At 33.1% G+C, this 25,224-nt stretch carries 25 protein-coding genes; 8 read left to right on the top strand and 17 right to left on the bottom strand.

Translation table 11 applies throughout. The features are described from left to right. Positions 1–106: 106 nt before the first annotated feature. The 7 genes from LPB88_RS11145 to LPB88_RS11115 all read right to left on the bottom strand — a co-directional run bounded on the left by LPB88_RS11145 (position 107) and on the right by LPB88_RS11115 (position 8,383). A complete protein-coding gene (locus tag LPB88_RS11145; RefSeq protein ID WP_230715478.1) occupies positions 107–406 on the bottom strand; it encodes a type II toxin-antitoxin system RelE/ParE family toxin in 300 nt (99 codons plus the stop codon). Next, positions 406–612 (bottom strand): addiction module protein, encoded by a 207-nt coding sequence (locus LPB88_RS11140; protein WP_230715475.1) that lies wholly within the window; start codon positions 610–612, stop codon positions 406–408. Before LPB88_RS11140 ends, LPB88_RS11145 begins: the two co-directional genes overlap by 1 nt. Before the next feature lie 220 nt (positions 613–832). After that, positions 833–2,002, bottom strand: a complete 1,170-nt coding sequence (locus tag LPB88_RS11135; protein WP_230715473.1) for a DUF1501 domain-containing protein — start codon at positions 2,000–2,002, stop codon at positions 833–835. A gap of 12 nt (positions 2,003–2,014) precedes the next feature. Next, positions 2,015–3,412, bottom strand: coding sequence for a DUF1800 domain-containing protein (locus LPB88_RS11130; RefSeq protein ID WP_230715471.1), 1,398 nt, complete (start codon positions 3,410–3,412; stop codon positions 2,015–2,017). Positions 3,413–3,840: 428 nt separating this feature from the next. Continuing rightward, a complete protein-coding gene (locus tag LPB88_RS11125) occupies positions 3,841–6,237 on the bottom strand; it encodes a ribonucleoside-diphosphate reductase subunit alpha (RefSeq protein ID WP_230715469.1) in 2,397 nt (798 codons plus the stop codon). A gap of 262 nt (positions 6,238–6,499) precedes the next feature. Continuing rightward, positions 6,500–7,477, bottom strand: a complete 978-nt coding sequence (locus tag LPB88_RS11120; protein WP_089353179.1) for a ribonucleotide-diphosphate reductase subunit beta — start codon at positions 7,475–7,477, stop codon at positions 6,500–6,502. A gap of 336 nt (positions 7,478–7,813) precedes the next feature. Further along, positions 7,814–8,383, bottom strand: a complete 570-nt coding sequence (locus tag LPB88_RS11115; protein WP_230715462.1) for a DUF3109 family protein — start codon at positions 8,381–8,383, stop codon at positions 7,814–7,816. Between the two features lie 440 nt (positions 8,384–8,823). Here LPB88_RS11115 and LPB88_RS11110 point away from each other — a divergent pair, with 440 nt between their 5' ends. The 3 genes from LPB88_RS11110 to LPB88_RS11100 all read left to right on the top strand — a co-directional run bounded on the left by LPB88_RS11110 (position 8,824) and on the right by LPB88_RS11100 (position 10,319). Next, positions 8,824–9,402: a MarC family protein gene (locus LPB88_RS11110; protein ID WP_230715461.1), complete on the top strand. Its 579-nt coding sequence runs from the start codon at positions 8,824–8,826 to the stop codon at positions 9,400–9,402. Between the two features lie 105 nt (positions 9,403–9,507). Further along, complete coding sequence (locus LPB88_RS11105; RefSeq protein WP_017496183.1) at positions 9,508–9,708, top strand: hypothetical protein; 201 nt, start codon at positions 9,508–9,510, stop codon at positions 9,706–9,708. 5 nt (positions 9,709–9,713) lie between these two features. Next, positions 9,714–10,319: an FAD-dependent oxidoreductase gene (locus LPB88_RS11100; RefSeq protein WP_230715459.1), complete on the top strand. Its 606-nt coding sequence runs from the start codon at positions 9,714–9,716 to the stop codon at positions 10,317–10,319. Positions 10,320–10,532: 213 nt separating this feature from the next. Here LPB88_RS11100 and LPB88_RS11095 read toward each other — a convergent pair whose 3' ends face one another. The 5 genes from LPB88_RS11095 to LPB88_RS11075 form a co-directional block, all read right to left on the bottom strand. Continuing rightward, on the bottom strand, positions 10,533–10,850 hold the full coding sequence (locus tag LPB88_RS11095) for a hypothetical protein (protein WP_230715458.1): 318 nt from the start codon (positions 10,848–10,850) through the stop codon (positions 10,533–10,535). Between the two features lie 70 nt (positions 10,851–10,920). Continuing rightward, on the bottom strand, positions 10,921–11,286 hold the full coding sequence (locus LPB88_RS11090; protein WP_230715456.1) for a nuclear transport factor 2 family protein: 366 nt from the start codon (positions 11,284–11,286) through the stop codon (positions 10,921–10,923). 18 nt (positions 11,287–11,304) lie between these two features. Beyond that, complete coding sequence (locus tag LPB88_RS11085; protein ID WP_230715454.1) at positions 11,305–12,882, bottom strand: S41 family peptidase; 1,578 nt, start codon at positions 12,880–12,882, stop codon at positions 11,305–11,307. Beyond that, positions 12,883–13,314, bottom strand: coding sequence for a dCMP deaminase family protein (locus LPB88_RS11080; RefSeq protein WP_230715452.1), 432 nt, complete (start codon positions 13,312–13,314; stop codon positions 12,883–12,885). It lies immediately after the preceding gene. Positions 13,315–13,319: 5 nt separating this feature from the next. After that, positions 13,320–13,913: a HupE/UreJ family protein gene (locus LPB88_RS11075; RefSeq protein WP_230715450.1), complete on the bottom strand. Its 594-nt coding sequence runs from the start codon at positions 13,911–13,913 to the stop codon at positions 13,320–13,322. Between the two features lie 169 nt (positions 13,914–14,082). Between LPB88_RS11075 and LPB88_RS11070 the strand changes: the two genes are divergently transcribed. Further along, on the top strand, positions 14,083–14,514 hold the full coding sequence (locus LPB88_RS11070; RefSeq protein WP_132037376.1) for a TerB family tellurite resistance protein: 432 nt from the start codon (positions 14,083–14,085) through the stop codon (positions 14,512–14,514). A gap of 196 nt (positions 14,515–14,710) precedes the next feature. Here LPB88_RS11070 and fbp read toward each other — a convergent pair whose 3' ends face one another. Next, positions 14,711–15,718, bottom strand: a complete 1,008-nt coding sequence (gene fbp, locus LPB88_RS11065; protein WP_230715449.1) for a class 1 fructose-bisphosphatase — start codon at positions 15,716–15,718, stop codon at positions 14,711–14,713. A gap of 265 nt (positions 15,719–15,983) precedes the next feature. On the opposite strand from fbp, the gene LPB88_RS11060 reads away from it, so the two are divergent. Both LPB88_RS11060 and LPB88_RS11055 read left to right on the top strand, forming a co-directional pair. Beyond that, positions 15,984–16,472 carry a GNAT family N-acetyltransferase gene (locus tag LPB88_RS11060; protein WP_230715447.1) on the top strand — a complete coding sequence of 163 codons (489 nt, stop codon included), beginning with the start codon at positions 15,984–15,986 and terminating at the stop codon, positions 16,470–16,472. A gap of 200 nt (positions 16,473–16,672) precedes the next feature. Continuing rightward, the gene (locus tag LPB88_RS11055; protein WP_230715444.1) at positions 16,673–17,932 is read left to right on the top strand and encodes an aspartate kinase; all 1,260 of its coding nucleotides are present in this window, start codon (positions 16,673–16,675) and stop codon (positions 17,930–17,932) included. Positions 17,933–18,033: 101 nt separating this feature from the next. On the opposite strand, the gene LPB88_RS11050 is transcribed toward LPB88_RS11055, so the two are convergent. Together LPB88_RS11050 and LPB88_RS11045 are read right to left on the bottom strand one after the other, a co-directional pair. Continuing rightward, positions 18,034–20,457, bottom strand: coding sequence for a T9SS type A sorting domain-containing protein (locus LPB88_RS11050; protein WP_230715442.1), 2,424 nt, complete (start codon positions 20,455–20,457; stop codon positions 18,034–18,036). A gap of 222 nt (positions 20,458–20,679) precedes the next feature. After that, positions 20,680–21,018, bottom strand: coding sequence for a helix-turn-helix domain-containing protein (locus tag LPB88_RS11045; RefSeq protein WP_230715440.1), 339 nt, complete (start codon positions 21,016–21,018; stop codon positions 20,680–20,682). Here LPB88_RS11045 and LPB88_RS23860 point away from each other — a divergent pair. Together LPB88_RS23860 and LPB88_RS11035 are read left to right on the top strand one after the other, a co-directional pair. Continuing rightward, on the top strand, positions 20,987–21,271 hold the full coding sequence (locus LPB88_RS23860) for a DUF5808 domain-containing protein (RefSeq protein ID WP_370635831.1): 285 nt from the start codon (positions 20,987–20,989) through the stop codon (positions 21,269–21,271). The genes LPB88_RS11045 and LPB88_RS23860 overlap by 32 nt on opposite strands. Next, positions 21,268–21,501 (top strand): DUF2007 domain-containing protein, encoded by a 234-nt coding sequence (locus tag LPB88_RS11035; protein WP_230715438.1) that lies wholly within the window; start codon positions 21,268–21,270, stop codon positions 21,499–21,501. Before LPB88_RS23860 ends, LPB88_RS11035 begins: the two co-directional genes overlap by 4 nt. 25 nt (positions 21,502–21,526) lie before the next feature. Here the strand turns inward: LPB88_RS11035 and LPB88_RS11030 are convergent, their stop codons facing one another. After that, on the bottom strand, positions 21,527–23,704 hold the full coding sequence (locus tag LPB88_RS11030; RefSeq protein WP_230715437.1) for an outer membrane beta-barrel family protein: 2,178 nt from the start codon (positions 23,702–23,704) through the stop codon (positions 21,527–21,529). A 118-nt stretch (positions 23,705–23,822) separates the two neighbouring features. Then, entirely contained in the window at positions 23,823–24,878 is a 1,056-nt protein-coding gene (locus LPB88_RS11025; RefSeq protein ID WP_230715435.1) for an AraC family transcriptional regulator, read from the bottom strand. Positions 24,879–25,224: the final 346 nt, after the last annotated feature.

Raw genomic sequence — 25,224 nt, 5'->3', positions numbered from 1 at the left:
CAGGTTTTGTATGATAATATAAAAATATTGACTTAAAACGAGATATTTACAATTGGTTTTTAGTGAGCTGCTAAGATTCTGAGGTTCTAAGTTACTAAGATTTCATCTATAACTTTAACCTCTTCGACCAGTTTTTAGGAGAACGCGAGGTATGAAATACACCTATAACAATAATTTCATCTTTCTCAAATCGATAATGAATCCCATAAGGGAATCTTGAAATAAATCTAATTTTTACATTTTTATATTTCTTTTGAAAAGCATTCGGGTTTCTTGAGATTTCATTAAGTCCCGCTTCCAGACAAAGTTCAAAATCATACGAAAGCCCTATTCTTTGTTCTTCATACCAAATAACAACATCTTCAACATCAAATAACGCTTCTTTAATAAACCTAATTCTATGCATTATCTAATCGATCTTAAATGAGCCTTAACCTCATCCCAAGTATATAACTCAGTTTTCCCCTCTTCTAAATTTTGAATACGAATATCTAATTCCCTCTTCACATCATCAGAAACTTCTAAATTCTCTTTAGAAACACTATCCCATAGTTGTTCAGCCAAAACAATTTTTTCTGCATCACTATATTTAGATAAATTTTTGATTTCCATATTTTTATTATTAGAATTGAATATACAAATTTAGTAAAAATAAATACATGAGATATATTCTGAATTGCCTCCTGCTTTAGCTGGAGGTTAGAGAGATTTTACATCTTTTAGGCTTTAGCCAAAATTTCTCAAGTATTTTGGCTAAAGCCTATTTTTCCTATCTCTATTAAAACCTCCAGCTAAAGCAGGAGGCAACTCAAACAAAATCTTGATTTTGTATTTAACTAAACAACCCAGAAACAGGTTTATTCTTAATTCCAATTTTAGAATAATCAAAATTCATTTTTTGCTGTAACAAAGAAGCATACACACTCCTGAAATCAATTTCATATTTTAAATCTCCATTATCTAAGTCGGATAAATTTGGGTTATTTCCTAAAATTGTTCCTTTATTATTTCCTCCAATAATAAACATTGGCGCTGCGGTTCCGTGATCTGTACCGTTTCCATTGTCTTTTACTCGTCGCCCAAATTCTGAGAATACAACAACTGTAACATTTTGAAGTAATTGTGCTTGTTTTAAATCCTGATAAAAACTGTACAATGCGTCATTTAAATCTGTTAATTTTTTTTCGTGAATGGCAAGTTGATTGTCATGTGTATCAAATCCTCCAAGTGAAGTATAATATACTTTTGAGTTCAAATTTCCTTTGATTAATCTTCCAATCCATTCCAGATTTTTTGATAAGTCCGTTTTAGGATAACTAATTTCTGTTTTGGACTTTGCCAATGCTTTCTGAATTTCATCCGAACCCTCGGTAACTGAATTGGCAATTTTCCGAACAAAATCTAATTGTGGATTATCTGATAATGTTACGTTTTCTTCTTTGTCTGATTTTACCTTAAATCGATTCGGATCTTTTACCGTAATAGAATTCGGCTCCATTCCTTTCAAAGCCAGATTATCAATAGAATCCAGATTTATTCCCGCCGTTGCCTGATGTCCGTTACATTGTAAGTCTAAATATCTTCCTAACCAGCCTTCATTTATATATTTATTAGAATCTGTTGCTGTTTGCCAGATTTCCTGACTGCGAAAATGTGAACGAATAGGTTCCGGATAACCCACATTCTGAATTACTGTTAAATCACCGTTTTGTTGCATTTGGGCAAAATCTTTTAAAGAAGGATGAAACGCCATTCCGTTATTTTTTCCAACAACCACATCTTTATTTAAAGCAATTTTTGTTCTCAAATCATAATAGAGCGGATTATCGTACGGAATAAATGTATTCAATCCGTCGTTTCCACCATTTAACTGTACAAAAACAATACATTGCTCACCGATTATCAAATTATTCTGCGAACCAAAAGCATGTAAAAAATCAGGAAGCACAAGCATTCCACCCGTAAAAGTTCCTGTAAGCGTTAGAAAATTCCTTCTGTTCATGGCTGTAGTTTTCTAAATTAATTGATATTCGGGTAGTTTCGTAATGTAATTAAAGAGTCTTATTACCGCGAAGTTGGCGTGTTCCTCTTTTGGATCAAAATCATATTTTAGTAAATTTTCCATATCTTTTTGAACAGATTCATTTACTTTAAACAATAGTCTATTCGATAATTCTGTAATAATGGTTTTGTTATTTCCATTAGAATCAAAATCGATTTTCACATCAATTTTTTCGAATTCTGCTTTCGGTTTTTCATCACTATTACCTAATGAATTAAGAATTTTTCTGGTAATAGTTCTTCCACTGCAAAGTAAATCTGAGGTATTATTGCGCTGCAAATATATCTGCGAAGTCAACCAGGAATTTCCGCCATCCCAACCTTTTACATTTACCTGATTGTACAAATCCATTCCCTGCTGTCTCAAAAACAAAACAATTAAACCACTATCAAAATCTTTGATTTCTAATTCTTCTACTAATTGCAAAATATAAACAAGCGGATCTTTAATTTTTGTTCCAAAATTCTCTTTGGCATATTCTTCTGTAAAAATCTTTGTTAGCAACGGCTCGATTTCAAATTTTACTTTTCTGAAATAATCCCCGTAATACGTCACCAATTCTTCTGACGGATTATCATAAATAAACCATTTTAGAATCTTGCGGGTAATCAAATACGGAATTTTCTTTTGTTCGAAAATAATATCAACCAAATCATCTACTTTCCAGTTTCCGGTTTTTCCGAAATAAGTTTTATCGCTATTATCTTCTATATTTTTTCTATAAACCGCACCATCATCTCCATAATTTAAACCAGCCAGAGCTCTTGCGCCGTTTTTGATATCACTTTCAGAATAATTCCCAATCCCGATTGTGAACAATTCTAATAATTCACGGCTTAGATTTTCGTTGTATTTGCCTTTTTTATTGTCGACATTGTCCAAATACTTTATCATCGCATTTGACTTTATGATTTGCTTGGTTAATTCCTTGAAATTACCAAAAGCATTTTCACGCAAAATCATATTGTGCTGGTAAATCCAATAGTTGACTTTTACTTTTTGAGAAGTCGAAACGAAATGATTGTGCCAGAAACAAACCATATTTTCACGTAATGGAAATTCATCATTCCGTATTTTATCTATCCACCACTTTCTAAAGTCAAGAGCCGAATAGATTTCTTTTTTCAGAATCTTCTTTTTAGCTTCAGAGTCAGCAGTTTTTATAGATTCGCGGAAAGCTTTGAGTTCAAGAAGTGTTTTGGGATCGTCTTCTAAAAAAGCAGGAAGTTGTTTGTCAAATGTAGATTTATAGGAATACTTTAGAAATTTTTCTAATCCTAGTTTTTCAATTGTATTGGATTTTTTTCCGGAAAACCCCAATCGTAACGACCAAACATTGCTTTTTTTCATAATTCAGAAATTATTACAATAAGACTTGACTTTCTCTCAAAGGTTTAAAGAGAAGGCACTAAGTTTCTTAGATACTAAGGTGCTGAGATTTGAAAAGGTCTTTGGTAACATTAAAACGATGTTTTCTTCTCAATATTACAATTACTAAGATTGGTAATTGTAATCACATAGAATGGATTAAAATCCATCCCTACAATATAATTTGTTCCTGCGGAACGCTATTTATAAAGTTCCAGTAATTAAATAGCCCCGATTGAAGTGAAAATCCTTTTTTATTTTTTCTTTAAAAATAAAAAAGATTGCAACGAAAAGCGGGAAATAGCTCCAAAAAAAAAAAAGCAGCTATCATTACAATAACTGCTTTTCTATAAACACAAGAATAAAAATCTTTCTTCTTTACTCTATTATCTTTCTTCTAAAGAAAAAAATTAAGACCCACACATTTCACAGTCTTCAGGATCTCCGGCTTGTGCTTTTAGCAACATCGCTTTGTAATCCTCAACGCTGATAGATTCTGTTTCCGGCACTAAAACTGCAGGAGCATCTTCTTCTTTTTTATCGTTGTTTAAGGTGAATTTAATCGCATCAACTGCAGATTTTGTTCTTAGGTAATACATTCCTGTTTTTAAACCTGATTGCCAAGCGTAGAAATGCATTGACGTTAGTTTAGAATAGTTTGCATCTTGCATGAACAAGTTCAACGATTGCGATTGGTCAATAAAATAACCTCTTTGACGAGACATATCAATAATATCTTTCATCGACATTTCCCAAACCGTTTTATAAAGGTCTTTAAGGTCTTGCGGGATAATATCAATGTTTTGAACAGATCCGTTATGACGCATGATTTCTTGTTTCAAATCTTCGTTCCATAAACCTAGTTTTACCAAGTCTTCAAGTAAATGTTTGTTTACTACGATGAATTCTCCAGACAATACACGACGTGTGTAGATGTTAGATGTATATGGTTCGAAAGCTTCGTTGTTTCCTAAAATTTGCGAAGTCGAAGCAGTTGGCATTGGCGCAACCAATAATGAGTTACGAACTCCGTGTTCCATTACTTCTTTTCTTAGTGAAGCCCAGTCCCAACGACCAGATAATTCTTCATCTTTCATTCCCCACATATTGTATTGGAATTCTCCTTGAGACATTGGAGATCCTGCAAATGTAGAATATGGACCTTCTTCTATTGCCATTTCCATTGAAGCGGTTACAGCTGCGAAGTATAATGTTTCGAAAATTTCCTGATTTAATACTTTTGCCTCATCACTAGTAAACGGCATACGCAACATGATAAAAGCATCTGCTAGACCCTGAACACCTAATCCTACCGGACGGTGACGTAAGTTAGAATTTTCAGCTTCTTTTACCGGATAGTAATTTCTGTCGATTACTTTGTTCAGGTTACGAGTTACACGTTTTGTAACGTTGTAAAGTGCTTCGTGATCGAATTTTCCGTTTTCAATAAACATTGGTAACGAAATAGAAGCTAAATTACAAACCGCGATTTCATCTTTAGAAGTAAACTCCATAATTTCTGTACACAAGTTTGATGAACGGATAGTTCCTAAATTCTTGTGGTTCGATTTACGGTTTGCTGCATCTTTGTACAACATATAAGGCGTTCCTGTTTCGATTTGTGATTCAAGGATTTTCTCCCATAATTCACGTGCACGAATGGTTTTTCTACCTTTTCCTCTAAATTCATAATCCAAATACATGGTTTCGAATTCTTCTCCATAAACATCGTATAATCCTGGACATTCGTTAGGACACATTAAGGTCCATGACGCATCTTCCTGCACACGTTTCATAAATAAATCTGAAGTCCACATCGCGAAGAACAAATCCCTTGCACGCATTTCTTCTTTTCCTGTATTTTTCTTTAAATCCAAGAAATCAAAGATATCAGCATGCCATGTTTCGATATAAATCGCAAAACTTCCTTTACGTTTTCCACCACCTTGATCTACGTAACGAGCCGTATCGTTGAAAACTCTCAACATTGGTACAATTCCGTTTGAAGTTCCGTTTGTACCACGAATATAAGATCCTGTTGCACGAACGTTATGAATAGAAAGACCTATTCCTCCTGCTGATTGCGAGATTTTAGCCGTTTGTTTTAAAGTATCATAAATACCATCAATACTATCATCCTGCATTGCCAAAAGGAAACAAGAAGACATTTGTGGTTTTGGAGTTCCAGCATTGAACAACGTTGGCGTTGCATGCGTAAAGAACTTTTTAGACATTAAGTCGTAAGTTTCAATTACAGATTTTAAATCATCTAAGTGAATACCAACAGAGACACGCATCAACATGTGTTGTGGCCTTTCGACGATTTTTCCGTTGATTTTCAATAAATACGAACGTTCTAAGGTTTTGAAACCAAAGTAATCGTAATTGAAATCTCTTGTATATATGATATGAGAATCCAAGAAAGCAGAGTTTTCCTGAATTACATTAAATACTTCATCCGAAAGTAATGGTGCTTCCTGACCATTTCTTGGATTAACGTAATGATACATATCTTTCATCGTTTCTGAGAACGATTTTTTTGTATTTGAATGTAGGTTTGAAATTGCCACACGTGCTGCTAATTGTGCATAATCTGGATGCGCAATTGTCATAGAAGCCGCCGTTTCTGCCGCAAGATTATCTAGTTCAGAAGTTGAAACCCCATCATACAATCCTTCGATAACTCTCATCGCTACCTTGACCGGATCTACAAGCTCATTTAAGCCGTAACACAATTTTTTGATTCTTTCTGTAATCTTATCAAACATTACGGGCTCTTTGTGGCCATCTCTTTTTACTACATACATAAGCTTACTAATTTAGTTATTGAAAAAATGAAAGACACTGGAATAACGAATTCCAGATCTTAAACATTGCGTGTTTTTAAATTATTTTTTGAGAATTGTAGGATTCTCAATAGTTACCCGATTCAAATTCGAAAAATGAATTTAAATACATTAAAAATTGTTATTGAATCGACGATTTGGGATGAAGATTCAATCTTAAAAAACTCTACTATTATTCTTTTTTTTAGCGTTTCTTAGATCGCGCTAAAAGTTTTTTTGTTGTCTAAAAATCTGCATCAAATGAAATTTTCTGAGCATCACTATCTGTGTTCATCACACCTGATTTTTGATACTCCGCAACACGTTTTTCAAAGAAATTAGTTTTTCCCTGAAGAGAGATCATGTCCATGAAATCAAACGGATTCGCTGATCCATACACACGCTCACAACCTAATTCTACTAATAATCTATCCGCAACAAATTCTAAATATTGCGTCATTAAAACAGCGTTCATACCTATTAAACTTACCGGAAGTGATTCTGTAACAAATTCTCTTTCGATATCTAAAGCATCAACAATAATTTCCTTAATTCTGTCTTTTGGAACTTTATTGATCAGGTGATGATTGTGTAAGTGCACTGCAAAATCACAGTGTACACCTTCGTCACGAGAAATCAATTCGTTAGAGAAAGTTAAACCTGGCATTAATCCACGTTTTTTCAACCAATAAATAGAACAGAAAGCACCTGAAAAGAAAATTCCTTCAACTGCTGCAAAAGCAATTAGTCTTTCGGCGAATGAATCAGATTCAATCCACTTTAAAGCCCAGTCTGCTTTTTTCTTAATTGCAGGAAAAACTTCTAGAGCATTAAATAACTCTGCTTTTTCCGCTTCATCTTTCACGTAAGTGTCAATTAATAAAGAATATGTTTCACTATGAATGTTTTCCATCATGATCTGGAAACCATAGAAAAACTTCGCTTCAGCATATTGAACTTCGTTTACAAAGTTCTCCGCAAGGTTTTCATTTACAATTCCGTCAGAAGCTGCAAAGAATGCTAAAATGTGTTTAATGAAATATCTTTCGTCGTCACTTAACTTATTATTCCAGTCTGTCAAATCCTGATGCAAGTCAATTTCTTCAGCAGTCCAAAAACTAGCTTCCATCTTTTTGTACCATTCCCAAATATCATGATGTTTAATTGGAAAAATAACGAAACGATTTTTATTTTCTTGTAATATTGGCTCGACTTGTGACATGTAATTTTTATTTAATTTTTGTACTGAATTTTTGCTCATTCAATAGACTACAAAGATTATCATTTGTAGCCAAAAATAAAAGTCAAACTTATTCACAATCGGGCGTAGTTTTTAACAACGCGCCAAAAATGAGATATTTTTCAGACAATAATTAAATTGTTGTAAATGAGTAATTTAATATTGTCATTTACACCTTAAGGGGCTGTAAAATATAGACTTTTTAGAATAAAAAGCAAGAAATTTTTAATTGTTTTTAAAAGTTTTTTCGAAGCGGCTTTTTGATTTTTTTGATCAAAAACAGAGCACTTCTCAGCAATGGTAATGGCTACCGAATTTTTAAGATTTTTTAAGTTCTTCGGCTACTTTTTCAAGCTCCAAATACCAGTCCTGACCAAAGCGGCGAATTAGTGCTTCTTTGACAAATTTATACACCGGAACTTCTAATTCTTTACCTAAAGAACAAGCATCATCACAAATATCCCATTTATCGTAATTAACCGCAGCAAATTCTGTAAAGTCTTTTACACGGATTGGATATAAATGACAAGAAACCGGTTTTTTCCAATCTACGATTCCTTGGTTATAAGCTTGCTCGATTCCGCAAAGTGCAGTTTTACCGTCAAAAATAACATAAGCACAATCTTTATCATCGATTAGTGGCGTTTCAAGATCGCCATCGGTTCCTTTTACCCACGTTCCTTGCGCTTCGATTGCAGCAATACCTTCTTTACGTAAAAATGGTTTTACTTTAGGGTAAATTTCTTCCAGAATTTTCGTTTCTGCTTCGCTCAAAGGCGCACCGGCATCTCCATCAACACAGCAAGCTCCTTTACAAGCTGATAAGTTGCACACAAATTCTTTTTCAAGAATATCCTCTGAAATAATGGTTTTACCTAATTGAAACATGATATTAAAATACTGTAATTTATAAAGTGCAAAGATAGGCAAAGAAAGCAGATGATATGAGATTAAATTTTACTACGCAGTTTGGGCAGATTTTACCGCAGAGATACGCAAAGTTTTTTCGCAGAGATACGCAGGGTTAACTCCATTGGATGTTTTTTTTTAAGTTCACAAAGCTTTAAAATTTAACTTTCGCAAAGCTTATTAAAAACTTTGTGTATCTCTGTGGTAAAACTCACAAGACTAATAAAATCTAAAAATTAACTTTACGAAACTCTGTGAAAATCTTTGTGAATCTCCGTGGTAAAGCTATGAATTGTTACAAATATCACTTTTTTAAACCACAAAACGTGTTTTTATAACAATAATGCATCGTACCCAAAAAACACCTATCTTTATTATCTATTTTTGCAAAAATTTTAACTCCTAAAAATCAAAGCAATATGCTAGAAATTGACTTTAAAGAAATTATCACCGTTGGAATGGTTCTTTTTGCTGTAATTGACATTGTAGGATCTATTCCGATTATTGTAAATTTAAGAGCAAAAGTTGGACATATCGAATCTGAGAAAGCTTCGATTGTTGCAGGTCTTATTATGATCGTTTTTCTTTTTGTTGGAGAAGGTTTATTGAATCTTATAGGTATCGATGTTCATTCATTTGCCGTTGCGGGTTCTTTTGTGTTATTCTTTCTGGCTTTAGAAATGATTTTAGGAATCAGAATCTATCGTGACGAAGAACCGGGATCTGCTTCTATTGTTCCACTGGCTTTTCCGCTAATTGCCGGAGCAGGAACTATGACCACTTTATTATCTCTTCGATCTCAATTTCACACTATTAATATCATTATTGCTATTTTATTGAATATCATCCTGGTTTATATCGTTTTAAAATCTTCTAAAAAGATCGAAACTTTGTTAGGAGAAAACGGACTTGGCGTGGTTCGCAAGACATTTGGAGTTATACTTTTAGCAATTGCTGTTAAATTATTCGCTGCTAATGTTAAAGGTTTGTTCGTCTAACAATTATTTTTATAAATTTACCCCATAAAATTTCTAAAATATAACTTTAAGACATTTTTAAGTCTAGAGTTTTACTTTATTCTTTTAGGCAAACAAACAACCATTATGAAAATTTTTACTTCCATCTTAGTGCTTCTAGCATTAGCTTTAATTGTTTTTAATATTACGTTGCTAGACTTCAAAAATCCTTTTCAGGGGGATAGTGTAGTTGCTTTTATTGGAATTGCAGCTTCATTTTGTGCCGTATTAATTCTTTTGATTTTTAGAATTTCAAAAAGAATTGAAGAAAAAACAAACGGACGATAATACTTATGTATGACGTTTTAATTATTGGCGGAGGTGTTTCGGGCATGTCTTGTGCCCTAGTTTTAGGATCTGCCAAAAACAAAGCTTTTGTTACCGATAAAAAAATCGGAGTTTTTACACATCAAAAAAGTTCTTCTTTACAAGAGGCAATTTTCTACAATGCTTACGGCATAACTCCGGGCAAATTGGGTTCAGAATTACTGGATGAAAGCACTGAACATTTAGCCGAAAGCTATCCGCACATCACACAAATACCAAACGAAAAAGTAGTTAAAGTTGAAGGTTCTTATCCTGAATTTACTGTAACTACCAATAAAGACTCCTATAAAACCAAAAATATCGTTGTTGGGATTGGTTCTGCCAATACATTTGATATTGAAGGTTTAATGCAATATATTGAACCTCATAAAAAAGCACTTCCCGAAAAACAACGTATTCAGCTTAAAAACGACGATCACAAGGTAGCCGATGGCATTTATGTTATTGGAACTTTGGCAGGCTGGAGAAGTCAATTGGCAATTGCTGCCGGAAGCGGCGCTGCTGTTGCTACAGATATTCTAACTTTATGGAATAATGGCATTCAGACCCATGTTCACGATAGCATCCGATAAAATTTAAAAACATTAAATTTTTATTTTACCATATTTTCATTTTTACCATTAAGATATTAAGTTTATTAAGCTTTGACGCTTTAATAACTTAATACTAAAAATTCAAAAACATAAACTTTTATAAAAGATTAAACCATTAAGATATTAAGAGAATTTAGCCGCAAAGCTTAATAAACTTAATATCTTAATGGTTCAAAAAAATAGGTTTAGTTTCTATTTAATCGAAACAATCTCCGTTACTCTGATGTGTTTTTCGTCATCGGTTTTCCAGATTTCTCCTTTTAATGAGACTACGTCACCAATTTTTAATTGTTTGTAATTTTGCGGTCCGCCAAGATTTACAATGCTGATTGTTGCAAAATACACTTCCTTAGCATCAGTAGAGATTTTAGCTGTATAACCGTCTTTTCCTGATTCGATTGAATCTACTTTACCTGTAACTGCATTATTACTATTGCTTTTCATAGTCGCACAAGAAATTACAAAAGCCATTAGCATCGCTAAGAAACTTATTCTTTTTAGATTTTTCATATTTTATTTTATTAACCGCGATCCCGATAGCTATCGGGACGCTAAGTTGTATTGTAAGTTTTTATTAATTCTATTTCAATTCAACACAGCTTCCAGCAATTACTTTCAGGCTTTCGCCGAATTGTTTCCAAACTCTAATGTATTTAAATACTCCGTCTAACGGATTGTGATCGTAATTTCCTTTTAGCAAAACAGTCACTGCAACCACAGCGGTATCATCAATAATATTAATAATTTGATCTGAAGCTTCAAATGTATCAATTTTCATTTTTCCGGAACGATAAACATTCAAATCAAACTCTTTCGTGATGGTTTGACCATCCGGTAAATTGAAGAGTAAATCATCATGAAGTATTTTGTCTAAAGCAGAAACGTCAGCTTTTTTAATAGCTGTTAAAAGTTCAATCTCAGCATTCACAATGGCTTCTGTTTTCATATTAAAAGAAATTAAAAATTACTTTTTCGGATTCAAAACTGCTTTGATCATGGCGTCTTCTTTCAAAATCACATCATAATAATACAATTCGCCATACAATTGTCGAGCAAACTCTGCAGTAATATAACGGTTTACCAACGCTTTTGTTTTATCTAATTTTAAATCTAAACCTGTTATTAAAACATAGGCTTTAAACTTTTTAAAATACACATCAGAAGTTTTCATCTTATTTAAAAACTCATTAAAACGAAGTCCTGAAAAAGCATTACGGTTTTTATCTAATTCTTCAAAAACAAAATGACCAACAATCCCTGTTTGAAGTAAATAGGCAACATTTTCATTTCCGTGTTCTGCTTCCATTGGCACAAAAACATCCGGAACGATTCCGCCGCCGCCATAAACAATTTTACCTTTTGGAGTTTTAAATTTTAGAGAATCTGCAACCTTAATACTGTCTTTTGCATAAAGTTCCCCCGATTTCACTCGAGATTCTGATTCTTTAAAATATTCTTCGTTTCCTTTTTTGTATGGTTTCTGGATCGATCTTCCCGTTGGCGTATAATAACGCGCTACGGTTAGTCTTACTGCAGATCCGTCGTTAAAATCCATTTCGCGCTGCACCAATCCTTTTCCAAAAGAACGACGTCCCACAATAATTCCACGATCATTATCCTGAAGGGCTCCTGCTAAAATTTCGCTGGCAGATGCACTATTTTCATTGATTAAAATATATACTTTACCCGTTTCAAAACTACCCGCTTTTGTAGCGTATGTTTTTTCGGTTGTACCGTTTTTATTTTTGGTAAATACAATTAGCTGTTTGTCTTTCAAAAATTCATCAGCAACAGCAATAGCTTCTTCCATATATCCTCCTCCATTATCACGAAGATCTATTACTAAGGATTCGATTCCATTTTGTTTCAATCTATTTAAACCTGCTTTAAACTCATTAAAAGTAGTTTCTGCAAAACGATTGATTTTGATGTAACCAATGTTATTCCCAAGCATTAAAGAAGCATCAACACTTTTTATCGGAATAATATCTCTTTTTACTTTAAACTTAAGTTTCTTTTGTTCTGATTTTCTAAAAACGGTCAATTCGATTTCGCTTCCTTGTTTTCCTTTTAGTTTCGAAAACAAACTATCAGATGGCAAACTTCTTCCAAATAACTTCGTTTTTCCGGCAAATAAAATTCTATCTCCAGATTTGATTCCAGCTTTTGCCGAAGGCCCGTTTTCGATAGGTTTTATAATTGCAACAGAATCTTTATACATATAAAAATTGATTCCGATACCTACGAAATCACCTTTCATACTTTCGGCAACTTCAGCTTGTTCCGTTGGCGGAATATAAACGGAATGCGGATCTAATTTTGAAAGGATATTATCTACTGTTAAGTTTACAATAGAATCTGTATTGATGCTATCAACATATTCGTTATTGATAAAATCAATCAGTTTATTCAGCTTGGTTTTAGAGTAATTCTTAGCCAATAACTGATCATCAACGGGCGCATTCATTCTGCTTCCGAGTACGGTTCCGAGAGCAAAAGTAGCTCCGATAACGATTGGCAAATATTTTGAATTAAATTTCATCTACTCTTCTAAAACAGGAATATGTTCAACCTCAACACCGGCTTTTAATAAAAACTGAATCCCGGAATCATCACGATATCCGTTATGATATACCACTCTTTTTATTCCGGATTGATGAATCAATTTACTGCATTCCTTGCAAGGCGAAAGCGTAATATATAACGTTGCTCCTTCGCAGGACTGAGTTGATCGGGCAACCTTTAAAATCGCATTTGCTTCAGCATGCAAAACATCCCAACGCGTTAATCCGTCTTCGTCTTCACAGCAATTTTCAAATCCGGATGGTGTGCCGTTATATCCATCAGAAATAATCATTCTATCTTTTACGATAATTGCTCCAACTTGTTTTCGCTTGCAATACGAGAGTAAACCCCACTCTTTTGCAATACGCAAATACGCTTTATCGTATTTATTTAATTTCTTTAGCTTCATTTAATTTATCTGTTCCAAATTGGGCTTTCAATAATCATCGGAATCACAACTCCAATGATAAAAGCCGACATTACAAGCGCCCAGTCGCGTTTTGAAAAACGAAAGATCGTTTGTACAATATATGATATAACTAAGACCACAAAAACTACAACTAATTGCGCAGCTTCGATACCTAGTGCAAATTCTCCTAAAGGTAGTAATTTTGAGCTTGGTGACCCTCCCAAAATAGTCTTAAAATAATTTGAGAATCCAAGTCCGTGTATAATCCCGAAAAACAAGGTTACAAAAAAGATCAGATTCACACCATCATTCTTCGAGGTTTTCCCCGCTGTAAGAAGATGAAAAAAGGCTGTTACTAAAATCGTAATCGGAATTAAAAACTCTACAATATTTACTTTTATGGCAACAATCCCATAAACAGAAAGCAATAAGGCTAAGGTGTGACCCACTGTAAAAACAGAGACCAAAAGCAAAATACGTTTCCAATCCTTAAATAAATAAGGAACTGTTAATGCTATTAAAAAAAGAACGTGATCGTAAGCGTGAATATCCAGAACATGCTTCAATCCTATTTGAAAATAAATCCAAAAATCTGACATAGGGGCAATAATATTAATTGATTAGGGGTTGTAAACTTACGATTTATTTTGAAAAATTAATAAAGTCCACTATTTAAACAACGAATAAAAATAAGTTAAATTTTATGAGAAATTTAAAATGTTAAATTAAAATAAGATTTATCTTTGTTGGATAAAAAAAACCATAATTATGTCATTTTCAGATTTATTTGATAGCGAATTCAAACAAAGAAACAAAGGTCACTTTTCAGCTATTGTTCGTGTAGCATTAGCAGATGGAATAGTACATCCTGAAGAAAAAAAATTCTTGGACAAATTAGCTGCACGTTTAGAAATTTCAGAAACTGAATACGAAGAAATTCTTAACGACCCTTTAAAATATCCTATCAACCCTCCTTATTTGCATGTACAGCGTTTAGAGCGTTTATATGATTTAACCCGAATGGTGCATGTTGATCACCATCTTGAAGACCAACAAGAAGTAATGTTAAGAAAATTAGGTATTGCTTTAGGATTTACTCCAAGTAACGTAAATTATATCATTGCAAAAGCATTATCATTAGTCGACAAAAAAGTAGACGGTGATACTTTTGTTTATGAAATGCAACACATGCATAAATAGTATATGTTTTCAGTTTTGAACTGAAACTTTAAACTTAATATAAAAATTAAAAAACCGGCTGATTTTTAAAATCTGCCGGTTTTTTTTGTTTCTTATTAAAACTAAAACGTGGTTAAGAAATAAACCCGACAGGTTTTAAAAACCTGTCGGGTTTGAACTGTAACTAAAAACTAAGACTGAAAACTAAGATTAAAAACTACTCAGCTTCTGCCATAAATTCTTCGGCTTTTTCTACCATATTATAACTTCCGCAGAAAAACGGAACTCTTTGATGCAATTCAGTAGGCAGGATTTCCATAATTCTTCCAAAACCATCTGTCGCTTTTCCTCCCGCTTGTTCCGCAATAAACGCCATCGGATTACATTCATATAATAAACGTAATTTCCCTTTTGGTGCTTTTGAACTTGTTGGGTATAAATAAATTCCGCCTTTGATCATATTTCGATGAAAATCAGAAACCAAACTTCCTATATATCTTGAAGTATAAGGTCTGTCTTCTTCTTCGCGCTGACAATATTTAATGTAGTTTTTTACTCCTTGCGGAAAGTGAACATAATTTCCTTCATTCACTGAATATATATTTCCGTCTTTCGGAAATTTCATATTCGGATGTGATAAATAAAATGTTCCGATAGCCGGGTTTAATGTAAATCCATTTACGCCATGACCTGTGGTGTAAACCAACATTGTCGAAGTTCCATAAATTACATATCCTGCTGCTACCTGATTAACTCCTGGTTGTAAAAAATCCTCGCTTGTTACCGGAGTTCCAATTGGTGTAATTCTTCTGAAAACTGAAAAAATAGTTCCCACAGAAACATTTACATCAATGTTTGAAGATCCGTCAAGCGGATCCATTAAGATCACGTACTTATTATTATGACTGTTGTCGCTCCCCTGAACAGTAATAAAATCGTCGTTTTCTTCTGAAGCAATTCCACAGACAATCTCACGGTTTATTAACGTCTGGATAAATACTTCGTTTGCATACACATCTAATTTTTGCTGATCTTCTCCTTGAACATTTTGCTCGCCTGCGGCGCCAATGATGTCAACTAAACCAGCTTTGTTTACTTTATAGTTTACGACTTTTGCCGCCAAACGTATAGAGTTGATAATTCGGGAAAGCTCTCCCGACGAATACTGAAATGCTTTTTGGTTCTCAATAATAAACTCTCCCAGTGTTTTATTGCGTTCTTCCATTACTATATCGTTGTAGATTTATTTTTAAGTCACAAATATCGTTTATTTTGTGAGAATGATTTAAAAATTATTTTGTTAGTTTGCTACTATTGTATATTTGCTAAATAAAGTCAAAAAGTACACACAAAAAACACGCTTTTTTAGCTTATAACTGATTAATAATAAGAATATATGAAATTGCTCTAAAGGATTCGTTTGCGCAAACAAACGTCTTAAAAACAAAAAAGCAATACTATATAGGACCTATAAAATAAATTGCAACAATATGAATATTAGAAAAGGAAATCCCGAAGACATGAAATCGGTTTTAGGATTAATACAGGAGCTGGCAATATTCGAAAAAGAACCTGATGCAGTTGTTATAACTGAGGAAGATTTAGTTCGCGACGGTTTTGGCGAAAAACCATTGTTTCATGTTTTTGTAGCAGAAATTGAAAACGATAAACAAGAAAAAGAAATCGTTGGAATGGCTGTATATTATTACCGCTATTCTACCTGGAAAGGAAAAACAATACACCTTGAAGATTTAGTAGTTAAAGAAAAAATGCGCGGTACCGGATTAGGATCTGCACTTTATTCTGAGATTATGAAACAAGGAAAAAGAGACAACGTTAGAAGAATAGACTGGAATGTTCTGGATTGGAATACTCCGGCAGTTAAATTCTATGAGAATTCAGGTGCAAAGATTCTCGAAGAATGGAGAGTTGTTCAAATGGACGAAAGCGGAATTAATACGTTTTTAGAAAAAAAATAAAAAGTATTTGCCACTCCCGATAGCTATCGGGATATTACAATTAAAATGATTTAAAATCTGTGTCTGTTTGCCACGAATTTCACGAATCTACACTAATTAATTCGTGCCAATTCGTGAAATTCGTGGCAAAAAATAAAACAAAATAAGATTTCATTCAAACCCCGAATCTGAAATCTAAAACCTGAAATCTAAAATTAAAAATGAGAGTATTTAAATTTGGTGGAGCATCTGTAAAAGATGCCGATGGAATTAAAAACGTATATGACGTTTTACAAAAAGTAGGTTACGAAGATGTAATTTTGGTAGTTTCGGCTATGGGAAAAACTACAAATGCTCTTGAGGTTGTTATCAAGAATTATTTTGATAAATCGGCAGAGTTAAATTCTTCTGTACAAGAAATAAAAAAATATCACAATCAAATCTTATTAGATTTATTTGAAGATGAAAAACATGCCGTTTTTACTGCTGTAAATGCTCAATTTTCAGAGTTAGAATACTTTTTGGCACATAATAAATCTCCTAATTACAATTTTGTTTACGATCAGATTGTGAGTTTTGGAGAATTAATTTCGACTACTATTCTAAGTCATTTCATGAATTTTATGGGAATCCAAACGCAATGGCTGGACGTTCGTAATTTCATTAAAACAAACGCAAATTACAGAGATGCTGAAGTTGACTGGGAAACTACGCAACAACTGATCAGTAAAAATGTAAAACGCAAAATATTAAACATCACTCAGGGATTTTTAGGTGCCGACGAAAACAACTTTACAACAACTCTTGGCCGTGAAGGTTCTGATTATACTGCGGGAATTTTTGCTTATTGCTTAAATGCCGAAAGTGTTACAATCTGGAAAGACGTTCCTGGAGTTATGAATGCCGATCCCCGTTATTTTGAAAATGCAAGTTTGTTAAACCAAATCTCGTATCGTGAAGCAATCGAATTAGCTTTTTATGGTGCAACGGTTATTCACCCAAAAACATTACAGCCGTTACAGAAAAAAGAAATTCCGTTATATGTAAAATCTTTTATCAATCCATTATTAAAAGGAACTTGTGTTTCTAAAGGTGTTGATTTAGAACCACAATATCCTTGTTTTATCGTAAAAAGAAATCAACTTTTGATTTCGCTTTCATCAATTGATTTCTCTTTTATAATGGAAGAAAACATCAGTGAGATTTTTGCTTTATTTCATGAATTCAAAATCAAAGTTAACTTAATTCAGAATTCTGCTATTAGTTTTTCTGTTTGTGTTGAAGATAAATTTGAGAATTTCAGCGAATTGAATGCGATACTTTCGAAAAAATTCAAAGTAGATTATAGCGAAAATGTAACTTTATACACCATTCGTCACTTTACTGAACAAGCCGCTCAAACGGTTGAAGAAAACAAAGAAGTTCTACTAAAACAAGTGAGTAGAGAAACAATGCAAATTGTAACTAAAGAGATCAATTAGCTTTAGACAGGTTATATTATTAAATTCAGCATAAGAAATAAAGGTCTCACCAAAAAGTGAGGCCTTTATTTTTTTAATCAACCAATTCAAAAAAGGTATTTTTATTTTATAATTTTTACAATACCTGATTTTCCGTTGCTGGTTTTTACTTTTACCAATAATACACCATGTTGATTTGATAAATCATCAGAGAACAATGTCACAGTATTATTTGAAACTGTATACATATCTTGCTTTATCAATTTCCCTAATAAATCATAAACCTGAATATTAACCAGAGTTCCGTTTATATAATCAGGCAGTTCTAATACCACATAATCTTTCATTGGATTAGGATGCGCTTTTACAGAGAATATCTGAGTATCATTTTTAAATTCGTTATCAGAAATCCCAAGATTTGCATCTTTGTCGGTGTAAACAATTCCTCTTCCTACGGTACTCATATAAACCCTGCCAAAAGTATTCATATCACCAATTACAAAATTACCATTTCCTGTTCCGCCAAACTCATACGCATCATCATTTACACGAAGCCATGTAATGCCTTCATCAATAGAACGAAACACACCCGTAACTCCATTTACTGTTCCCCAAATATATATAGAAGGATATGTTTTTCCAGGAGCTGCTTTACCAATCCCTACAGCTGACGCAGCTGTTACATTTACTGAAGGAACAACAAAAGTGAGACCACCATCAATTGAACGTTTTAAACCGCCGCCACTCATTGCAATCCAGATGTGTCCTGCATTACCCGGAACAGTTCGAATTAATTGTGAACCTCCTGAACCGGCATTACCTGCAGAAGCAAAATTAACCCCTCCATCAGTACTAATCATCATTAATCCTGTTGATTGATCATAAACATAAAACTTATTATTGGTTACCTGATCAGAAACCGGGATTGCATCACTAACACTTATACCTTTACAGGTTGTCCATGTAGTTCCGTTATCAACAGAACGATATGTACTTGTTGAACCGGCGGGACAATGCAAAATGGTATTACCATCATAAGACAAGGCTGCCCTTCCTTTTTGTCCCATTAAGGCCGCTGTAGTTTTGGTCCATGTTGCACCTTGATTTCCAGAATAATACATGAACTCCCCTAACCTCACAATTTTATTTGTGTTTCCTGCAGCATACGAAATAGAAGTTGAAGTACCCATAGTCGGAGCATGTTGTGGAGCAAAAACAGTTACATCTGTATGTTTAAATCCGTCAAAATCACCAATTACACTCATTAACGGACCAGATGGTATACTTATTAAATCTAAAGGAACTGATTCTTCAATACCGATTGCATCAAATTTCCAGGTAGTTTTAACTGCATTAATATCATCGCAAGTAAAAAGTCCGTTTCCTGAAACAATACTTGCCTGAGCCGTATTTGCCGGGTTAAATTTAAAATCTGTTGCCCAGTGTATTGACTGACCGCTAACCCATGTACAGCCATTAGTTTCAAAAAAAAATCCGGAATTACCAACTAAATCTCTCCAATTAGTTCCTCCATCTGTACTTACATAAAAATGATCCCCATATACAGCTGTTCCTCCAGGAGTAGTATATTGGAACGACCATGTGTTTGTCGTTGAAGCGATTAATCGTTGTGGATTTACCGGATCAACATCAATACCTCCAAACGGCCTTGTAATACCAGCCGGCGTAATGTCTGTAAAAATTCCTGTACTGCTTAATTTTGATATTTTTCCCTGGGTTCCGTTCCATGGTCCTTCCAGGTCGGCATAAGTAATCAATAAAGATCGATTTGAATCTAAAACAGCACGCTGCGGCATATAAGATGTTGTGGCTCCTGAAACAGCATTCCAGCTAATTCCGCCATCAAGACTTTTGTATAGATTAGAGGCTCCAACTTGTGAAACCCCGGCATAAATAGTTTGTGTTTTACCTCCTGAAACCGAAGCCGGATCCAAAACAACAAAACATACCCCATTTGCATTTGAAGTTGTCGTAACAGGAAAACCTGACAATTTATTCCAAGTCAAACCGGCATCAATACTTTGAAAAATACCATTGTTTCTGGTTCCACAATAAATAATATTCGAATTATTTGGATCAACAGCTAAACGTTCACCATTCGAACGCCCCATACCATTACCGTGTGCTTTAAATTTAGAAGTCACTTCAATTTCAGTAAATGTATTTCCTTTATTTGTGGATTTTAAAATAGCCGTTTTTCCATTATTAAAATAACTGGTTCCAACCAATAAGTAGACCACATTATTATTTTGTGGATCTATTGCCAATGATTCAACGCCAAAATAACCAACCTGATCTATACTTAGCCAATCCAGCAAAGAGATCCATTTTTTATTCGCAGCATCCCATCTGTAAGCACCGCCAACATCAGTTCTGGCATATTTTAAATCTGCATCATTTTTACTGGTAATAATTCCAGATACAAAACCCCCTCCACCTATCTGAACATTCTTCCATACATTTTGTGTTTTTCCTGACAAGGAAGCCAGAAGCAATAAAAAAAGTAAAAAATAGTTTTTCTTCATTTTAGTAATCATTTAAATTATGGTTTAGTAAATTCTTAGATCAAAAATATTCTCAATTGACTGTCGAAAATATTCCATCTTAACTTGTGGTTAAATTGACAACAAGTATACATTTTTATTTTTTAAATAAAAAGAACATTCAAAAACGTAACAATTAAAAAATATAATCATTAAGTGCTTTTTGCATTCCTAAAAAGGCTTCACAGATTTGTGAAGCCTTTTTTAGTTTTTACCTGTATTTAAATGTCTAATAATTGTCTTTAGGTCTTCGATTTGCAACTCATATTGTTTTATTGTTCTTCTGTATACATTAAACATTCCTATTTCATCTAAGGATTCTTCGTCTATCAAAGCTTCAGTTTCTTTTTTTACTAAGTCTTCTGGAGTTATTTCAAAAACCTCACAAATTTTATTAAAATGATTTGCCCACGAAGTACTTTCCCCTCGTTCCATTCGCGCATACGAAGATTGAGATATTTCTAAAAAATCTGCAACTTCTTCCTGAGACAAGTTTTTAGCTCGTCGCAGTATTTTTAGCTTATTTCCTATAATTCTATTCATAATTAACATTTTAATAAAAGTAAACATAAGAAACAACGAACCCTCAGAAGAAACCAAAAATAAATGGCATAACGATCCAAACAATTGGATTTGGGGAATTTTTTATTACAATCCTGAAGATAAAAGACTCTTCCCTCCAAAAAGAATAAAACAAATGGGATTCACAATTAACTTTGCTAATCCCAATTCTGTTTTCTTTACAGTAATATTTATACTTATTTTATACATTATATCAACACATATACAATCATGATAGAAATTTTTAGAGGATCCTATATTGAAGCAATGAATATTAAAAATTTATTAGAAAACAACGATATTCCAGTTTTTACTGCTAATGAGTATATGTCAAGCATTCAGCCTTGGTCTGTTTCTGCGGGAGGTAATGGTTCTGCAATTCTAAAAGTACAAGAAAAAGACTTAGAGAATGGTAAGAAAATAATAGATGAATATAATAAGGGAGAATATGTTTTAGATCTGTAATTTTGATTAAAATAAGTATAAAATTCTATCTCACCCTATTATTCTCCGTCTGCTCCAGTTCAGATTTCTTATAATTTGTTTTCTTCGAATTCCCGAAACTATAGGTTGCAATAAACCTAAAGTAGTTCGTTGTATAGGTTCTATGATAATATATTAGAGTTTGCCCAACGTTATAATCTCCCGAAACCATGAAGTCATGAAAAATATCATTTGCAGTGAAATTCAGTTTCAAGGCATCTTTAAGAAAATTTCGTTCAATTCCTAAGGTTACTGTCGATCTGCTATTATCGCTTCCTAAACCATAACTTCTATCTCCCAAATACCACGCAAGTAACTGAACTTTGAAAAGATTCGGAATTGTAAAGGTATTATTCGAATACAAATATATCTGAGGCTTTACAGGTCTTAAAGCATACGAATATACATTGTCAAAAGATTTGCTTAAATTCATACTTACCGTATTGGTAGAAGTCCACCATTTGGCTGTAAATGATTTTGAAGCTGAAGCAAAATAGATCTGTTCTTTTTCTCTATTCAAAGATCTTAAAATATAACTATTGGGCGTATCACCTCTCAAAGCTGCTCCAGAAATAGGATCAATTTTATAGGTAAATCCTAATTTAAAATCAAATTTTCTATACATAGCACCTATTTCAAACGCATGAACTTTCTCTGGAAGTAAATTAGGATTTCCCTCGATAGTCGTAAACGGATCCTGATATATAACAAACGGATTTAGCGCCTGATATCTTGGTCTTGTAATTCTTGATACATACGATAAATGAGCTTTCCAGTTTTCAGAAAAATTCATGTTTAAAAGTAAATTAGGAAAGAGATTCCCATAACTTTTTTCGAATTTCTGAATTCCGTTGGCATTCGTGTACAAATTATATTTCGTCCATTCGCCCCTTGCGCCTACAGAAAAATCGAATTTCTGGACAATTGAACCTCCATAATTAAAATACGCTGCACCAATACGTTCCTGATATTTAAAATCACTTGAGAGTTCATCATCAAATTCAAAATTCATATCATCTGCATCTGCAATCAAAAAATCTGTAGCTGATTTTATAGTCGTAAAACTATATTTAGCTCCTGTTTCTAGTCTGGTATTTTCTTTAATTTTTTTAGAATAATCAACCTGAGTGGCAATTATATTTATGGTATTACCAACATTATTCTTGAGATACTTTTGCGTATTAATGTCATCGACTAAACCATTTTCATCAATAAAATCTTTTACAGTTCCGTTATAATTAGAATATTGCGAGCCTATAAATAATGACGAGCCTTGTTTATCTGTTATGGCATTATAATTTAAATTCATAAACTGATTTAGCAAAACATCATTTTTATCAATATCAGTAGCGTAAAAACTATTTCCTGAATTATTAGTTATCGAGTTTCGGCTTTCGACAACTCCACCTAAATCTTCAATATTGCCACTATAAGCAAGTGAGATATAATTCTTTTCAGAAAAAGTATATTGCAATCCAAAACCGAAATTAGAATAATTATTAAACTGACGTTTCCAATCTGTAGTTAATTCTGACCTCATAAATTCCTCCGGATTTGGCCGTGTTCTGGTTGTGTACAAAAGCTCTCTCCCTTTTCCTAATTGCAAACCATAATTTGTAATAAATGAAAATCTTCCTTTTGTGTAATTAAAATCGAGTAAAGTATTGGTACTTGTCCCAGCAAATTTAGAAACGGTTACTTGCTGCGTTGCTGTTCCCATAATTCCGTTTTCGATATTTTTTTTGGTAATGATATTTATAACCGCTTTTCCCTCGGCATCATATTTTGCCGAAGGATTTGAAATTACTTCAATTTTTGAAATTTGCGAAACCGGAATCGCTGCAAACCTTTCATAATTTATCAATATTCCGTTAAGGTAAATTATCGCTTCTCCTTTTCCTAGTACACTAATTTGCCCTTCAGCAACAATCACGTTCGGGACTCTGCTTAATAATTCATTTACAGAGCTACTTGTCGAAAGCAATGTATTGGCGACATTTACATCGATGTTTCCGTTTGAAGAATACTTTACTAATGACGTTTGTTTTTTAATAACAACCTCATTTAACTCATTATTCTTGTTGAGAACCTTATCCGAAATCTTTTGCGCCGTTTGTGCATTTGTTCCTGTCGAATAAAAAAGCAGACTGTAAATAGAGAGGAGAACTGAAACTGGAAATTTCATAAATTTTGGCGATTATAAATTTGACTTTTATGAGACAAAAGTCAATCGAAAATCGCTAAATGAAGTCCCCGAAATAGAAATCAGGAGTACGAATTTATAAATCAAGACTGTTTAATACCTATAAAACCTGCAATTGATAGTTTAGTGGCGTTTTTCCGGTATGTTTTTTAAAGGCAGCAAAAAAGGTTGATTTAGAATTAAAACCTACATCATAACCTATGGATTCTAAAGTAAATTTATCACTTGATTTTATAATTTTGCAAGCTTCGTTTATTCTAAATTCATTGATAAAACTCGTAAAATTCTTCCCCACATTATTATTTAAAAACTGAGATAATTGATGACTCGAAATGTTTACTTCCTGCGCCAAATCCTGTAAAGTTAAATTAGAGTTTTTATACAGTTCTTTTTCTATCATTACATTTTCCAGTTTTTCCGATAAAATTACTGCTTCCTCTGAATCTATCTTTTTTACCGAAGATTTCTGTCCGTTCAATAAAAACAGATCGTCGGTTTTTTTTCGGTATAAAAGAATTGAAATTATTAAATACAGGATAAATGAAAAAACAATAGCTCCACTTATATAAGTTGCCGAAGGCGCTCCGATTAACGCAAGAAAATAAAAAAGAAACAATAAAAAATTACCCAAAAACAAGGTGCTAAACCACACTTCAGATGGAGTTGATTTATGATTTTTGTCTACGATTTTTTTCAAAACTGTTTTAATCGTAAAACCGGATAATACAATACAAACAAACCATTGAAGATAAATAACTCTTATAAAATAGTGTCTCCACAATTCCGGATAATCTTCATACGGAAATAAAATCCCAACGGTAACAATCACGATTCCTAAAAATAGTAATGTCACTTTCCAGGATTTCGGCATTATATTGATTTCCTCTACTGCCGATTTAAGAAAATAATACAAACAAGGTCCTATAAAAAAACAAGCTGTAAGTCCAATCTGTAAGTACATTTTTGGCAATGCCGAATCAAAATATACAAAAACAGATTTTCCTATTCGTATGCTTAAAGCAAATAAGAGTGCGCCCAAAAAATAATTGGTAAGGTATTTTTTCTTGGTGAAGAAAAAGAAATAGACCCCAAGAATAATTCCGTTGAAAACTCCTAAAGCACTAAAAAAGAATAAAAGTTCCTTACTAGTATCCATAATTTAAGTTGGTTATATCCCAACAAAGCTAAAAAAAAGATTGACTTATCATGCGAATAGTATTTCAAAATAACAAACTAATATTCTAATTGAACCCGTTGGGTGTAATTAATTTTAACACATAGAAACATAGATTCAGCACGCTAAAAAAAGGCGTTTTACTTCTTTAAAGGCACAGAGCTCAGCTATGTATAAGAAACATGTTTCTTTCTACACTCTTTTTACAGATCCAAAATCTATGTTTCTATGTGTTAAATAAAATTTTAGTAATTACTCCCAACAGGTTAATTGATACTATTATCAACCCGCAAAAGGCTTCATTATTTCCCAATTATAAATACTACTT

Source organism: Flavobacterium sp. JAS (genome assembly GCF_020991455.1).
GTDB lineage: Bacteria > Bacteroidota > Bacteroidia > Flavobacteriales > Flavobacteriaceae > Flavobacterium.
This window is presented reverse-complemented; position numbering and strand designations above follow the sequence as displayed.

Bases quoted from the DNA above. Each gene is read 5' to 3' on its own strand.
- LPB88_RS11135 (WP_230715473.1), bottom strand. From the start codon at position 2,002: ATGAACAGAAGGAATTTTCTAACGCTTACAGGAACTTTTACGGGTGGA.
- LPB88_RS11060 (WP_230715447.1), top strand. From the start codon at position 15,984: ATGAATATTAGAAAAGGAAATCCCGAAGACATGAAATCGGTTTTAGGA.
- LPB88_RS11045 (WP_230715440.1), bottom strand. From the start codon at position 21,018: ATGAATAGAATTATAGGAAATAAGCTAAAAATACTGCGACGAGCTAAA.
- LPB88_RS11100 (WP_230715459.1), top strand. From the start codon at position 9,714: ATGTATGACGTTTTAATTATTGGCGGAGGTGTTTCGGGCATGTCTTGT.
- LPB88_RS11035 (WP_230715438.1), top strand. From the start codon at position 21,268: ATGATAGAAATTTTTAGAGGATCCTATATTGAAGCAATGAATATTAAA.
- fbp (WP_230715449.1), bottom strand. From the start codon at position 15,718: ATGGAAGAACGCAATAAAACACTGGGAGAGTTTATTATTGAGAACCAA.
- LPB88_RS11140 (WP_230715475.1), bottom strand. From the start codon at position 612: ATGGAAATCAAAAATTTATCTAAATATAGTGATGCAGAAAAAATTGTT.
- LPB88_RS11030 (WP_230715437.1), bottom strand. From the start codon at position 23,704: ATGAAATTTCCAGTTTCAGTTCTCCTCTCTATTTACAGTCTGCTTTTT.
- LPB88_RS11070 (WP_132037376.1), top strand. From the start codon at position 14,083: ATGTCATTTTCAGATTTATTTGATAGCGAATTCAAACAAAGAAACAAA.
- LPB88_RS11025 (WP_230715435.1), bottom strand. From the start codon at position 24,878: ATGGATACTAGTAAGGAACTTTTATTCTTTTTTAGTGCTTTAGGAGTT.
- LPB88_RS11085 (WP_230715454.1), bottom strand. From the start codon at position 12,882: ATGAAATTTAATTCAAAATATTTGCCAATCGTTATCGGAGCTACTTTT.
- LPB88_RS11095 (WP_230715458.1), bottom strand. From the start codon at position 10,850: ATGAAAAATCTAAAAAGAATAAGTTTCTTAGCGATGCTAATGGCTTTT.
- LPB88_RS11050 (WP_230715442.1), bottom strand. From the start codon at position 20,457: ATGAAGAAAAACTATTTTTTACTTTTTTTATTGCTTCTGGCTTCCTTG.
- LPB88_RS11125 (WP_230715469.1), bottom strand. From the start codon at position 6,237: ATGTATGTAGTAAAAAGAGATGGCCACAAAGAGCCCGTAATGTTTGAT.
- LPB88_RS11110 (WP_230715461.1), top strand. From the start codon at position 8,824: ATGCTAGAAATTGACTTTAAAGAAATTATCACCGTTGGAATGGTTCTT.
- LPB88_RS11075 (WP_230715450.1), bottom strand. From the start codon at position 13,913: ATGTCAGATTTTTGGATTTATTTTCAAATAGGATTGAAGCATGTTCTG.
- LPB88_RS11055 (WP_230715444.1), top strand. From the start codon at position 16,673: ATGAGAGTATTTAAATTTGGTGGAGCATCTGTAAAAGATGCCGATGGA.
- LPB88_RS11090 (WP_230715456.1), bottom strand. From the start codon at position 11,286: ATGAAAACAGAAGCCATTGTGAATGCTGAGATTGAACTTTTAACAGCT.
- LPB88_RS11105 (WP_017496183.1), top strand. From the start codon at position 9,508: ATGAAAATTTTTACTTCCATCTTAGTGCTTCTAGCATTAGCTTTAATT.
- LPB88_RS11130 (WP_230715471.1), bottom strand. From the start codon at position 3,412: ATGAAAAAAAGCAATGTTTGGTCGTTACGATTGGGGTTTTCCGGAAAA.
- LPB88_RS11080 (WP_230715452.1), bottom strand. From the start codon at position 13,314: ATGAAGCTAAAGAAATTAAATAAATACGATAAAGCGTATTTGCGTATT.
- LPB88_RS11145 (WP_230715478.1), bottom strand. From the start codon at position 406: ATGCATAGAATTAGGTTTATTAAAGAAGCGTTATTTGATGTTGAAGAT.
- LPB88_RS11120 (WP_089353179.1), bottom strand. From the start codon at position 7,477: ATGTCACAAGTCGAGCCAATATTACAAGAAAATAAAAATCGTTTCGTT.
- LPB88_RS11115 (WP_230715462.1), bottom strand. From the start codon at position 8,383: ATGTTTCAATTAGGTAAAACCATTATTTCAGAGGATATTCTTGAAAAA.